10 protein-coding genes and 1 riboswitch are annotated in these 12,451 nt (G+C 72.4%); of the genes, 1 reads left to right on the top strand and 9 read right to left on the bottom strand.

Annotation, left to right across the window (positions count from 1 at the left end):
- Positions 1-191 precede the first annotated feature (191 nt).
- On the bottom strand, positions 192-1,595 hold the full coding sequence (locus ACZ6B8_RS32645) for an NAD(P)/FAD-dependent oxidoreductase (RefSeq protein ID WP_471085796.1): 1,404 nt from the start codon (positions 1,593-1,595) through the stop codon (positions 192-194).
- A 529-nt stretch (positions 1,596-2,124) separates the two neighbouring features.
- Here ACZ6B8_RS32645 and ACZ6B8_RS32640 point away from each other — a divergent pair.
- On the top strand, positions 2,125-2,343 hold the full coding sequence (locus ACZ6B8_RS32640) for a hypothetical protein (protein WP_471609544.1): 219 nt from the start codon (positions 2,125-2,127) through the stop codon (positions 2,341-2,343).
- 361 nt (positions 2,344-2,704) lie between these two features.
- Here ACZ6B8_RS32640 and ACZ6B8_RS32635 read toward each other — a convergent pair whose 3' ends face one another.
- The 8 genes from ACZ6B8_RS32635 to ACZ6B8_RS32600 all read right to left on the bottom strand — a co-directional run bounded on the left by ACZ6B8_RS32635 (position 2,705) and on the right by ACZ6B8_RS32600 (position 12,447).
- On the bottom strand, positions 2,705-3,691 hold the full coding sequence (locus tag ACZ6B8_RS32635) for a Ppx/GppA phosphatase family protein (RefSeq protein ID WP_471085790.1): 987 nt from the start codon (positions 3,689-3,691) through the stop codon (positions 2,705-2,707).
- Complete coding sequence (locus tag ACZ6B8_RS32630; protein ID WP_471609543.1) at positions 3,688-4,227, bottom strand: DUF501 domain-containing protein; 540 nt, start codon at positions 4,225-4,227, stop codon at positions 3,688-3,690. The genes ACZ6B8_RS32635 and ACZ6B8_RS32630 overlap by 4 nt, the downstream gene beginning before the upstream one ends.
- 20 nt (positions 4,228-4,247) lie before the next feature.
- Positions 4,248-4,727 (bottom strand): FtsB family cell division protein, encoded by a 480-nt coding sequence (locus ACZ6B8_RS32625; protein WP_471085785.1) that lies wholly within the window; start codon positions 4,725-4,727, stop codon positions 4,248-4,250.
- Positions 4,728-4,870: 143 nt separating this feature from the next.
- The gene (gene eno / locus ACZ6B8_RS32620) at positions 4,871-6,160 is read right to left on the bottom strand and encodes a phosphopyruvate hydratase (protein ID WP_471085782.1); all 1,290 of its coding nucleotides are present in this window, start codon (positions 6,158-6,160) and stop codon (positions 4,871-4,873) included.
- Positions 6,161-6,493: 333 nt separating this feature from the next.
- Entirely contained in the window at positions 6,494-7,207 is a 714-nt protein-coding gene (locus tag ACZ6B8_RS32615; RefSeq protein ID WP_471609542.1) for a transglycosylase family protein, read from the bottom strand.
- Between the two features lie 4 nt (positions 7,208-7,211).
- Positions 7,212-7,381, bottom strand: a riboswitch (cyclic di-AMP (ydaO/yuaA leader).
- 228 nt (positions 7,382-7,609) lie between these two features.
- The gene (locus ACZ6B8_RS32610; protein WP_471609541.1) at positions 7,610-8,671 is read right to left on the bottom strand and encodes a transglycosylase family protein; all 1,062 of its coding nucleotides are present in this window, start codon (positions 8,669-8,671) and stop codon (positions 7,610-7,612) included.
- 139 nt (positions 8,672-8,810) lie between these two features.
- Positions 8,811-10,118: a cytochrome P450 family protein gene (locus tag ACZ6B8_RS32605; protein WP_471609540.1), complete on the bottom strand. Its 1,308-nt coding sequence runs from the start codon at positions 10,116-10,118 to the stop codon at positions 8,811-8,813.
- Positions 10,119-10,236: 118 nt separating this feature from the next.
- On the bottom strand, positions 10,237-12,447 hold the full coding sequence (locus tag ACZ6B8_RS32600; RefSeq protein WP_471609539.1) for a tetratricopeptide repeat protein: 2,211 nt from the start codon (positions 12,445-12,447) through the stop codon (positions 10,237-10,239).
- Positions 12,448-12,451 lie beyond the last annotated feature (4 nt).

The raw sequence follows: 12,451 nt of genomic DNA, 5'->3' as shown, positions 1-12,451 counted from the left end.
TCCCGGAACGGTCCAACACCACGTAAACACCGAAGGCCCCCGGACGCAGTCCCGTCGCGGCGTCACGGAACGGCAAAATAGATGCCCACCCCATCTACTTGTCGCGGGGCCGGCCCCCGGGCACGCCGAAGGGGGCCGTCCGCACCACGGATGGCGGACGGCCCCCTTCGGGGTGGATCAGTGACGCGAGGTCAGGAGGCCTTGGCCTTCTCCTCGGTCTTCACCGCGGGCGCCGGCTCGGCGGCGGCAGCGGGCTTCGGGGCGGGCTTGGCCGCCTCGTAGAACTCCTCGCGCGGCGTCTCCATGGCGCCGAGCGAGACGACCTCGCGCTTGAGGAACATGCCCAGCGTCCAGTCCGCGAGGACGCGGATCTTGCGGTTGAACGTCGGCATCGCCATGCCGTGGTACCCGCGGTGCATGTACCAGGCGAGACGGCCCTTGAGCTTGATCTTCATCTTGCCCATGACGATCATCGCGACGCCCTTGTGCAGGCCGAGACCGGCGACCGCACCCTTGTTGGCGTGGCTGTACTCCTTCTGCGGGAAGCCCCGCATGCCGGAGATCACGTTGTCGCCGAGGACCTTCGCCTGCCGCAGCGCGTGCTGGGCGTTCGGCGGGCACCAGGCGTTCTCGTTGCCGGCCTTGCGGCCGACGACGTCCGGCACCTGGGCGTTGTCGCCCGCGGCCCAGATGTAGTCCGTGCCCTGCACCTGGAGCGTCGTCTGGGTGTCCACGTGGCCGCGCGGGCCGAGCGGCAGACCGAAGCGGGACAGCGCCGGGTTCGGCTTGACGCCGGCGGTCCACACGATGGTGTTGGAGTCGACCTCGAGGCCGTTGTTCAGGACCACGTGGCCGTCCACGCAGGAGTCCATGCCGGTCTTGAGGTAGACCTCGACGCCGCGGCTCTCCAGGTGCTCCTTGCCGTAGGCGCCCAGCTTCGGGCCCACCTCGGGCAGGATCTTGTCGGCCACGTCGACGAGGACGAACCGCATGTCCTCGCGCTTGACGTTGTTGTAGTACTTGGCCGCGTCGCGGGCCATGTCCTCGACCTCACCGACGGTCTCCGCACCCGCGAAGCCGCCGCCGACGAAGACGAAGGTCAGCGCCTTGCGGCGGACCTCCTCGTCGGTCGTGGAGTCAGCCTTGTCGAGCTGCTCGAGGACGTGGTTGCGCAGGCCGATGGCCTCCTCGATGCCCTTCATGCCGATGCCCTGCTCGGCGAGGCCGGGGATCGGGAAGGTGCGGGAGACCGCGCCCATCGCGATGACCAGGTAGTCGAAAGGCAGCTCGTACGCCTCGCCGACGAGCGGCGCGATCGTGGCGACCTTGCGGTCCTGGTCGATGGTGGTGACCCGGCCGGTGAGAACCTCGGCCCTCGGCAGCACGCGTCGCAGCGGTACGACGACATGCCGGGGCGAGATGTTGCCGGCGGCGGCTTCGGGGAGGAAGGGCTGGTAGGTCATGTACGACCGGGGGTCGACGACCGTGACGGTCGCCTCTCCGAAGCGCATCTTCTTGAGAATGCGCCGAGCTGCGTACAGGCCTACGTACCCACCGCCTACTACGAGGATCCTGGGACGCTCCGTGGTGCTCATGCCATCGAGTATCCACCTGCCCGGCGGGGGTCGCTCGTGCGCCCCTTCACAAGCATGCGCAGGGCCTCTGCTACACTTCGCCGCCCACGTGACGGAGGTCATGGCGCCGAAGGGGAACCAGGGTGTCACACGAGTCGTTGTTCACCCCTTGTGAGCTGCCCGTCCTGGCTACGCGACGGGGTGGACCACCGGCCGCGCCCACTCCCGGCCGCCGCCCCGGAACCTCTGATCCGGAGGCCGTAAGGCCCTTCCAGGAACCCTTTCGGGGGCCAAGTGACCCCGAACCTCGTCCATCGGGGCCGAATTCCTTGTGAAGAACTTCACGAAGTTTCCCGACGGAGTGTCGCCGAAGGGCCTTCCGACCCCTCCACCAGCCGCTCAGACGCTGCCCGACGCGCTCAGGCGTTCACCGGAGCTGCCCCGGGCCGCGGCCCGTCACCCTGTCGCACCACCACCTGTTGCCCGCCCACCGGGGCTGCGGTCAGATCGAAGAGCGATCACCAACCCCCTCATTGATTGGGAGAGCAGCATGCGCATCCGTACCGCCCTCGCCGCAGCGGCCCTGGCCACCGCAGCCACCCTCGGGGCCGCCGGCACCGCCCTCGCCGACGACCACGACGACTACAACGGTCACAACGGCCACAACGAGGCCGAGTTCAGCGGCAACGCCCCGTCCCACGAGTCGGCCGACTGGGGCAACGGCAACTGGAACTCGGTGGCCGTGTTCGGCGACCTGGTGCAGGACTGACGCGTCCCACCGCGCGACGAGCGGGCCCCGGCACCTGTACAGGTGCCGGGGCCCGCTCGTCGTCCGTGCCGGGAACGGCCGTCGGCTAGACGTTGCCGCTGAAGAATCCGGGCGAGCCGTCCGCCGCGGCCACGCCTGCCCCGGCGACCACGACGGCGACGGCCAGGGCGAGGGCCGCGAGGGTGGATCGGATGCGCATGCTGGTGTCTCCCGTCGTGTGGGGACCCTGTCGTCCGCTGCACACTGAAGCACGCGCGGCGAAGGGCCGGCCGCGTCGACACCGGGCCGGGGCGTGCCCGATCAGGTGAAAGGCCGGGCACGCCCTGTACGGGGCGGCGGGATCCGGTCCGGCGGGCGGCTCCTAGGCCTCCAGATCCGGTGCCTGCCGCGGCAGTTCCTCGGCCTCCTCGGCCACCTTGTGGGCGATGCCGTCGAGGATGTCGTGCTCGCTGACGACGACCTCGCGGGCGCCCACCCTGTCCATGATCGCGAGGAGCACGAGGGCACCCGACGCGATGACGTCGACGCGGCCCGCGTGCATCACCGGGATCGCGGCGCGCTCGTCGTGCGTGGCGTGCGTCAGCCGCTCCACGATCCCCTTGACCCGCTCGTACGGGATCCGGGAGTGGTGGATCGCCCGCGAGTCGTAGGCGTCGAGCCCCAGGGCGATCGCGGCGACCGTGGTCACCGAGCCGGCCAGGCCCACCAGCGTGCGGGCCTCCTTGAGCGGCACCGTCCGCTCGGCGAGGTCGAGGGCCGCCTCGATGTCGGTGCGGATCGCGGCCAGCTGATCCGGCGTCGGGGGGTCGCTGACCACGCCGTCCCGCAGCAGATGACGCTCGGTCAAGCGCACGCAGCCGACGTCGACCGAGCGGGCGGCCTGCACGTGGTCGCCGCCGACCACGAACTCCGTGGAGCCGCCGCCGATGTCCACGACCAGATACGGCGTGGCCACGTCGTCCCGGCCGGTCAGCTCCTTGGTCGCGCCGGTGAAGGAGAACTCGGCCTCCTGGTCGCCGGTGATGACCTCCGGCTCGACGCCCAGGATGTCCAGGACGCCGGCCACGAACTCGTCGCGGTTCTCCGCGTCGCGGGAGGCGGAGGTGGCGACGAAGCGGACCCGCTCGGCGCCGTGTTCCTTGATGACCGCGGCGTACTCGCGGCAGGCCGCGAAGGTGCGCTGCAGCGCCTCGGGGGCGAGGCGGCCCGTCCGGTCCACCCCCTGGCCGAGGCGGACGATCTGCATCCGGCGGTCGAGGTCGACCAGCGCGCCGGTGGCGGGGTCGGCGTCGGCCACCAGAAGCCGGATCGAGTTGGTGCCGCAGTCGATGGCGGCGACCCTCGTCATGCGCTCTCCCCCTCGCCGGCCGCGCACGGCGTGACGCACGGGCCCTTCGCCCACCACTCGGGCAGCATCGCGAGGGCCTCGTCGCCCAGCGGGTTCACCCCGGGGCCCGCGGCCAGCGAGTGGCCGACCAGGACGTGCAGGCACTTCACGCGGTCCGGCATGCCGCCCGCGCTCGGGAAGCCCTCCAGGACCTCGATGGCGTCACGGCGCGCGAGGTAGTCCTCGTGCGCGGCGCGGTACGCGGCGGCGAGCTCCGGATCGGTCTGCAGCCGCTCCGACATCTCCTTCATCACACCGTTGGCCTCCAGGGTGCCGATGGCGGAGGCGGCCCGGGGGCACGTCAGGTAGTACGTCGTCGGGAAGGGCGTCCCGTCCGGGAGGCGCGGCGCCGTCTCGACGACGTCCGGCTGCCCGCAGGGGCAGCGGTGCGCGATGGCCCGGAGCCCGCGCGGCGGGCGGCCGAGCTGCTGCTTGAAGGCCTCGACGTCGGCGTCGGTCGGCTCGGTGCGCTCAGTGGTCGGCGGGGGCGTTTCCATGCCTGTCTTTCCATCGGTCGTCAGTTGTCGGGGCGGTCGGCCTTGTCGACGCCGTCCCAGACGTTGGAGTACCAGGGGCGGGCGGCCGCGCCCTGGTCCGGGCGCCGGCTGTGCGCCGCCGCGGGGTCGATCACCGTGAAGCCGGTCTCGCCGGGCATCACGTAGTGCAGCCGGTCGCGGATGCGCTGCTCCGCGTACGCGTCGTCCTGCCAGCGGGCCTTCTCGTCGCGCAGCTTCTCGACGTCCGCGTGGTGCTCGGCCTGCTGCCGGCGCAGGTCGTCGATCTCGGCGCGCTGGGAGACGTACTGGCGCATCGGATAGGCGAGCGCGACGACCAACGAGCAGAGCACGAGGGCGAGAAGGGCGGCGCGGCCGGTGAGCCGGGAGCGGCGGGCCTGACGCTTGGTCTGGGAGCGGTAGACGCGCTCGGCGGTCTGCTCGCCGAGCAGCCGCAGGCGGGTCGCGGTGGAGAACCGGTCCTTGGTCCCGGCCTTGGCCATGGTTCCGCCTCCCCAGAGCTGCGCGTATACGTGCGTACGTCCCCGCACACGGTACGGGACCGGGTGCGGGGACGTACGTAACTACATGGCTGAGGGAGCCGCTGTGACTCCCCCGCGCCTACTGGTCCGCGAAGCGACTGTGCCTACTGGTCCGCAAAGCGGAACCGCGGGAAGGCGCTGCGGCCGGCGTAGACGGCCGCGTCGTCGAGGATCTCCTCGATGCGGAGCAGCTGGTTGTACTTGGCGACGCGCTCGGAGCGGGCCGGGGCGCCGGTCTTGATCTGGCCGCAGTTGGTGGCGACGGCCAGGTCGGCGATGGTGACGTCCTCGGTCTCGCCGGAGCGGTGGGACATCATGCACTTGAAGCCGTTGCGCTGGGCCATCTCGACGGCGTCCAGGGTCTCGGTCAGCGAGCCGATCTGGTTGACCTTGACGAGCAGGGCGTTGGCCGAGTTCTCCTCGATGCCGCGGGCCAGGCGCTCGGGGTTGGTGACGAACAGGTCGTCGCCGACGAGCTGCACCTTGTCGCCGAGCTTCTCGGTGATGGTGTTCCAACCGGCCCAGTCGTCCTCGAACAGCGGGTCCTCGATGGAGACCAGCGGGTACGAGGCGACGAGCTCCGCGTAGTACTCGGTCATCTCGGCGGCCGAGCGGGACTTGCCCTCGAACTCGTAGGAGCCGTCCTTGTAGAACTCGGACGCGGCGACGTCGAGCGCCAGCGCGACCTGCTCGCCCGGGACGTAACCGGCCTGCTTGATGGCCTCCAGGATGAGGTCGAGCGCGGCGCGGTTGGAGTCCAGGTTCGGGGCGAAGCCGCCCTCGTCGCCCAGGCCCGTGGAGAGGCCCTTGTCCTTCAGGACCTTCTTGAGGGTGTGGTAGACCTCGGTGCCCCAGCGCAGCGCCTCGGAGAACGACTCGGCGCCGATCGGCGCGATCATGAACTCCTGGATGTCGACGTTGGAGTCGGCGTGCGACCCGCCGTTCAGGATGTTCATCATCGGGACGGGCAGCAGGTGCGCGTTCGGGCCGCCGAGGTAGCGGAACAGCGGCAGGTCGCTGGCCTCGGAGGCGGCGTGCGCGACGGCGAGCGAGACGCCGAGGATGGCGTTGGCGCCGAGCGAGCCCTTGTTGTCGGTGGCGTCCAGGTCGAACATGGCCTGGTCGATCAGGCGCTGCTCGGTGGCGTCGTAGCCGACGAGCTCCGGGCCGATCTGCTCGATGACGGCGAGGACGGCCTTCTCGACACCCTTGCCCTGGTAACGGTTGGGGTCACCGTCACGGAGTTCGATGGCCTCGAAGGCACCGGTGGAGGCACCGGACGGAACGGCGGCACGACCGGTGCTGCCGTCGTCGAGGCCGACCTCGACCTCGACCGTGGGGTTGCCTCGGGAGTCCAGGATTTCCCGGGCTACGACGACGTCGATGGACGGCACGAGCATCTCCTTCTGGGATGTGACGCGTTTACGCGGGCCGCTTCGGCCCCTGCGTCTCCTGAGCCTAACCGGCTCCGGGGCTTCAGCCAGCCGACCGCCCGTCCCGTGGGACGGACAAGAGCCGAAATCCCCGGGAAACAGGACGGAAGACCGCGTTTCTACTCGCTGGTAGCGAACACGGCGGGGGCGTGCGGCGGTGGTACGGGACGTGGATCCGGGGGCGGACATGGCCCCGCCCCGGTGCGTACGGGGGATACGCGCACCGGGGCGGGGAGCCCGTGGGGACGGGGTGGCCGCACCTCCGCCGAGGCACGGCCGGGTGGGACCGGAGGGTCAGCTGAGGTGCAGCTGCTGGCCCGGGTAGATGAAGTCGGCGTCGTCGATGATGTCGCCGTTGAGCTTGTAGACCTTCTGCCAGCCGCCCTTGACGTGGTGCGACTGGGCGATCTTGGAGAGGGTGTCGCCGGTCGCGACCTTGTACTCGCCGTCGCCCTTCTTGACCGTCTTGCCGGTCGGGGTCTCGACGGTCTTCTTGGACTCGGTCTGCGGCGTGGGCTGCGGCTTCGGCGCGGCCTGCTGCTGCTCCGGAGCGGCCTGCTGCTGCGTCTGCTGCGGCTGCGGCTTCTCCTGCTGCTGCGGGGCCTGCTCCTGCTGGCCGCCACCGCTGCTGGGGGAGGCGCCCGAGAGGCCGACACCGCAGGACGGCCAGGCACCCTTGCCCTGGCCGGCGAGGACCTTCTCGCCGATCTCGATCTGCTGGGCCTTGGAGGCCTTGTCGGCGGACGGCGCGTACTTGGTGCCGCCGTACGCGGCCCAGGTGGACGGCGAGAACTGCAGACCGCCCTGGAAGCCGTTGCCGGTGTTGATGGACCAGTTGCCGCCCGACTCGCACTGGGCGACGGCGTCCCACTCGGAGGTGGTGGCGGCGGAGGCCGAGCCGGCCGCCATCAGCGGAGCGGCGACGGCGGCACCGGTCACACCGACGAGCGTGGCGACACGCGTGGCCTTGGACGGACGACGGTGCTTGCCCTTGCTGGAAAGCAGCATGAGTTGATCCCCTACACCGACGCCTGCGAGGTGAGCTGTCGGGTTCGGGCCGATGTGGTTGCCCGGTCGCACTCCTTGAGCGCGACTTCACCCCTAGCCGTTCCCGTCCGTCTCGCGGCGCTCAGCCTCTCGGCTGCCCCACCCCTCAACGGACGGACCCGGCACAAACCTTGGGTCCCCCGCTCCTGCCGACGGCGCTCTTGAGCGACGACTGTTCCCGTCCGGCCGTTGGCAGGATTCGGCGTACCGACCGGCGGGGCTCACCAGTGGCGAGCGGTGACGACGGTAATCACGTCTTCCACACAATTTCAAAGACGATCAGGGCTTCTGAGACCCATGTCTCACTTGCGCCAAAGCAGACATACGACGCGAAGACCCCGCCCGACTCTTCGTCAACTACCGTTACTTTTCGCCCAGATCGAGGCTCTGACCGGGCAGGATGAGGTCCGGGTCGCCGCCGACGGTCTTCTTGTTCCCGGCGTAGAGCTCGTGCCAGCCGCCCGCCACGTCGAGGTCGTCGGCGATGCGCGAGAGGTTGTCCCCGGAGCGCACCGTGTACGACCCGTCGGCGACGGCACCGTCGCGGTCGGCGCCGCGCGAGGCGTGCCGGCCGGGACGGTCGCCGCCGGCCCGCTCGCTCGCGTCGGCGTCGCCGCGGTGGCGGCCCGCCGAGGCGCCGTCCGAGCCCTCGGCGGGCGCGGTCGACCCCGCGGAGCCGGGCGAAGAGGGGTCCTGCGGGCCGGACTTGCCGTCGGCGTCCGCGTCATCCGCGTCCGCCGCGCCGCCCTTGCCGTCCTTTTCGCCGGACTCGTCGTGATTCTTGTCTCGTGCGCCGTCGGCGGAGCCGGGCGTGTCGGAGTCGGCTGACGGTTCGCCGGCGTCCGTGGACGGGTCGGCCTTCTCGCCCTCGTCCTCGTCCGTGCCCTTGTTCTTGTCCGCGGAGTCCTTGGCGGCGTCGTCCGCACCCTTGGCGTCCCCGGAGTCCTTCGCGCCGTCGGCCTTGCCGCTCCCGGTCGAGCCGGTGGAGCCGGACGAGTCGTCCGGGGCCTGCGGAAGAGGGGCTCCGGGGTCGACGTCGGCCGCGGCGCCGCCGTCGGTGAGTCCGGCGATCGGGGCGCAGCTCGGCCAGGCGTCGGTGCCCTTGGCGTCGAGGACCTTCTCGGCGACGGCGATCTGCTGGGACTTGGAGGCCTGGTCGGGGCTGGGCGCGAACTCGAGGCCGCCGTAGGCCTCCCATCTCTCCTGGGAGAGCTGGAGCCCTCCGTAGTAACCGTTGCCCGGATTCGCGCTCCACGCGCCGCCGCTCTCGCACTGGGCGAGCTTGTCCCACGTGGCGGTGTCGGCCGCGCTCGCGCTGGTGGCGGCGAGCAGCGGGATGGCGATGGCTGATCCGGTGACGCCTGCCGCGACGACGAGTGCCGGGGCCTGGCGGGGGCGTCGGTGACGACCATGGCCGGAGAGCATGCGGGTGCCTTTCAGGAGACTGCAGCGACAACTGGGGCGCCCGGGGGCGCTCAAGTCGTCGTGAACGTAGCCGCAGTCGAACGCTTGTCACAAGTCGATGCAGCGGAGATCACGTGAACATCACAGTCCTGACGACCCGTCAGTCCCGGCCCCGGGGCTGTGCGTCCGTGAACTCCACCGGCAGCGTGCGCAGTCCCCGCATGATCAGTCCGCCACGCCACCGCAAATCGGCGGGATCCGCCGCGAGTTGCAGGTCGGGAAGGCGCCGGAGCAGTGTCGCGAGGGCGGTCCGGCCCTCCAGGCGGGCCAGGGGTGCGCCGAGGCAGTAGTGGATGCCGTGGCCGTATCCGAGGTGCTGATTGTCACGGCGGGAGAGGTCCAGGGTGTCGGCCCGGTCGAAGCGGCGGGGGTCGCGGTCCGCGGCGGCGAGGACGACGAGCACGGGGTCGCCGGCGGCGATGTCCCGGCCGCCGATGCTGAGCGCCTCGGTCGCGAACCGCCAGGTGGCGAGCTCGACGGGACCGTCGTAGCGCAGCAGTTCCTCGACGCCGGTCTCCAGGAGCCCGGTGTCGCCGTCGGCGAGCGCCCGTTGCAGCCGCTCGCGCTGCTCAGGGTGGGTGAGGAGCGCGTACAGGCCGTTGCCGATGAGGTTGACGGTGGTCTCGAAGCCGGCGAAGAGCAGGATGAAGGCCATCGCGGCGGCCTCGTTCTCGGTGAGGTGCTCGCCGTGGTCGGAGGCCTTGATGAGGCCGGAGATGAGGTCGTCGCCGGGGTCGAGGCGCTTGCGGTGGATGAGCTCGGCGAGATAGCCGCGCATCTTCTTCACGGACCGGGCCACTCCGCCGCGGGGCCCGCCGCCGTGCCGGATCATCATGCCCGCCCAGTCGCGGAAGTCGTCCTGGTCCTCGCGGGGGACGCCGAGCAGGTCGCAGATGGCGTGGATGGGGAGCGGGAAGGCGAACTCGTGGATGAGGTCGGCCTCGCCGCCGGGGCCGCCGCCCTTGGCGATGATCGTGTCGATGAGCTGGTCCGTCAGCTCCTGCACCCGGGGCGCGAAGGCGGCCACGCGGCGCGGCGTGAACGCCTTGGCGACGAGCCGGCGGAGCCGGGTGTGGTCCGGCGGGTCGATGTTGAGCAGATGGGTCATCAGCTCGGCCTTGCGCTCGCCCGGGATGCCGGTCCTGCCCTTGGCGTGGGCGGGCTCGTCGTGATGCGCCGGGTTCTTGCTGAGCCGCTGGTCGGCGAGGGCCTCCCGGGCGTCCGCGTACCGGGTGACCAGCCAGGCCTCCACCCCGCTCGGCAGGCTGGTGCGGTGCACCGGCGAGTTCTCCCGCAGCCAGGCGTACGCCGGGTAGGGGTCGGTGGCGAACTCCCAGCTGAAGAGCTCGGGCTGCGGGGAGCCTCCCGTGGCGGGGCAGGGGGTGACGGCTGGCGGCTGGTCGTGCATGCGGTCGACGGTATCCGCTCATGAGGGCCCGTCCGACCGTTCCCTTCGTGGGCTTGCGCCCGGTGCGGCGCGTGTGCCGGGCGTCGCGGAGCAGAAGGGAAGGGTGGCCGGACAGATCCTAGGGGGGCGTCGGGCGCAGCGGGCCCTTCAGGCGGCGGGCGGCCGACTCGTCGCCGGTGGCGCGGGCGACGCGGAAGTAGTGGTCCGCCAGGTGCTGGTGGACCTGGCCGAGGAGCGCCGCCGCGCCCGGCTCGTCCGCCTCGGCGGCGGCCGTGAGATAGGGGACCGCCTCCGCGTAGGCGACGCGGGTGGCGAGCAGATGGCCCAGCTCGGCCGCGGCGCGGGAGTCCCCGCGGTCCGCCGCGTCGCGGAAGAGCTCCTCGGCGCCCGCGAGGTCTCCCTCGTCGCGGGCGAGCCGGCCGAGCCAGAGCAGGGCGTGCACGTCCCCGCTCGTCGCGCGCGGCGTGAGCGCCAGCCGGAAGCCGGCGACCAGGGCGTCCAGCTCGGCGGTGTCGTGCGGTTCCAGCTCCCGGTAGGCGCGGATCCACGCGCTGTCCGGCAGCGGCCCGGTGCCGGGAGAGCGGGCCGCGTCCGCGACCAGCGAGCCGCACGCCCGCCAGGTGCCGGGCCACTCGCCGGGCACGAGCAGTCCGCTCACCCCGTGCCGGAGCGCGGCGGCCCAGGCCAGCGCGGCGTCGAGCTCCTCGCGCCCGGCGACGTCCGCCTCGGCCCCCTCCGCCCCGTACTCCGCCGCGTACTCCTCCTGGAACCGGGTCAGCAGCTTCGGTGTGACGCCCCGGGTGAGTCCGCACCGCGCGAGGTCGATCGCCGCGCGCACCAGCAGGTGCCCGAGCGGGTGCGGGCCGCCGCGCCGGGCGGACCTGCGCCACTCGTCCCACAGTTCGGGCCCCACCGCGAGGTACTCCGTCACGCCGAGCGTGCCGCGCCAGCGCACGGCGTCCACCAGTCGCGGGTCGTCCGCCGCCGCGAGCCGCGCCAGTTCCGCCGCGCTCCAACGGCACGTCAGCTCGACGGTGGCGGCGGCGCCGAGGACGCGCGAGGCCGGGCCCGCGCCGAACCGGTGCGCGTCGTACGCCTCGTCCCGCATCGTCGCGAGCACCAGCACGCCCTCCTGGGTGAGCCGGGCGAGCAGGCCCGCCGTGAGGCCGTGCTCGCCGAGGTGGTCCTCCAGGTCGTCGAGCCACACCACGTGCCGGGCCCCGGGAGCGCGGTCCGGGATCCTGCCCGGCAGGTCGCGCAGGTCGGTCCCCGGCTGCGGGGCGTGGACCCGGGCGTCGTCCCCGGCGCCCTGCCGCAGCGCGGCCCAGGCCGTCATCGTCTTGCCGGAGAGCGGCTCGCCGGTGACGACGACCAGGCCGCCGTCGGTCACGGCGAGCGTGATCATCGCCGACAGCTCGCGGTGGCAGTCGCGTTCGACGTACGGCGGCAGGCGCTGCTCGAAGCCGAAGCGGCGGGCGGGACGGACGCCGGGGGCATGCCGGCGCAGCGCGCCGACGCCGGGCCAGCCGTCCGCCCCTTGCGGGTCACCGCCCGCCCGGGGCGCGTAGTTGTTCTGCACCCCGATGACCTGACCGCCCGGTCCGGCGGCGCCCGCGCCGAGCTCGACGTGGTCACGGCCGGCCCGGGGCGACGTCAGGTGCACGCCGCCGCTGATGACCCCCGACTGGAACAGGTGCTCGACGGTGCTCCGGGACACGCTGTTGTCCGCGCCGGACGACGCGGGCACGGTCCACCCGGGCGGCGGAACGGCCGCCGGTCCACCGGGCGGCGGCGGTACGGATGTCTCCGGTGACGCCGGCGGCTCCGACGGCTCGGGTGCCCCCGAGAGCGCGGGCGGCCCCGACGGCGGTGGGCGGTGGAACAGGCGGCCCGGCTTGCGGGGCCCCGGGGCGTGCCGCGGGGACCGGGCGGGGAAGCCCAGGGGGGCGCCGCAGGTCTCGCAGGAGGTCTCCGCCCACGCGCGGTGCCCCTGCGGGCAGCACACGGACCGGCTGACGACCCAGCCCCCGCCGAACTCCGTCACCAGCGCGAGGAGTTCCGCCCGCACCTCGTGCCGCTGCCGCTGCGGGGCGGACGCCGCGGCGAACAGGTTCCGGTACCAGCGCGCCTCGAACTCCCGGGGGTCCACCCCGGGATGGGAGAGCTGCCGCGCGGCGACGGCCAGCATGACGCCGTCACCCGCCATGACGCCCCCGGCCAGCAGGAACCGCGAGAACCGGGGCCGCGCCTCGGCCCAGCGCTCCGACCCCATCGCGGCCACCAGCGCGGCGGACCCCGAAGCCACCAGCCGCTCCAACTCCGGTTCCACGCGA

This window comes from Streptomyces sp. NPDC041122 (genome assembly GCF_055592445.1).
Note: the sequence above shows the minus strand (reverse complement) of the source record. Positions and strands in the feature narration are given on the sequence as shown.

Coding starts and splice junctions, on each gene's coding strand:
- ACZ6B8_RS32645 (WP_471085796.1), bottom strand. CDS start 1,595: ATGAGCACCACGGAGCGTCCCAGGATCCTCGTAGTAGGCGGTGGGTAC.
- ACZ6B8_RS32640 (WP_471609544.1), top strand. CDS start 2,125: ATGCGCATCCGTACCGCCCTCGCCGCAGCGGCCCTGGCCACCGCAGCC.
- ACZ6B8_RS32635 (WP_471085790.1), bottom strand. CDS start 3,691: ATGACGAGGGTCGCCGCCATCGACTGCGGCACCAACTCGATCCGGCTT.
- ACZ6B8_RS32630 (WP_471609543.1), bottom strand. CDS start 4,227: ATGGAAACGCCCCCGCCGACCACTGAGCGCACCGAGCCGACCGACGCC.
- ACZ6B8_RS32625 (WP_471085785.1), bottom strand. CDS start 4,727: ATGGCCAAGGCCGGGACCAAGGACCGGTTCTCCACCGCGACCCGCCTG.
- ACZ6B8_RS32615 (WP_471609542.1), bottom strand. CDS start 7,207: ATGCTGCTTTCCAGCAAGGGCAAGCACCGTCGTCCGTCCAAGGCCACG.
- ACZ6B8_RS32610 (WP_471609541.1), bottom strand. CDS start 8,671: ATGCTCTCCGGCCATGGTCGTCACCGACGCCCCCGCCAGGCCCCGGCA.
- ACZ6B8_RS32605 (WP_471609540.1), bottom strand. CDS start 10,118: ATGCACGACCAGCCGCCAGCCGTCACCCCCTGCCCCGCCACGGGAGGC.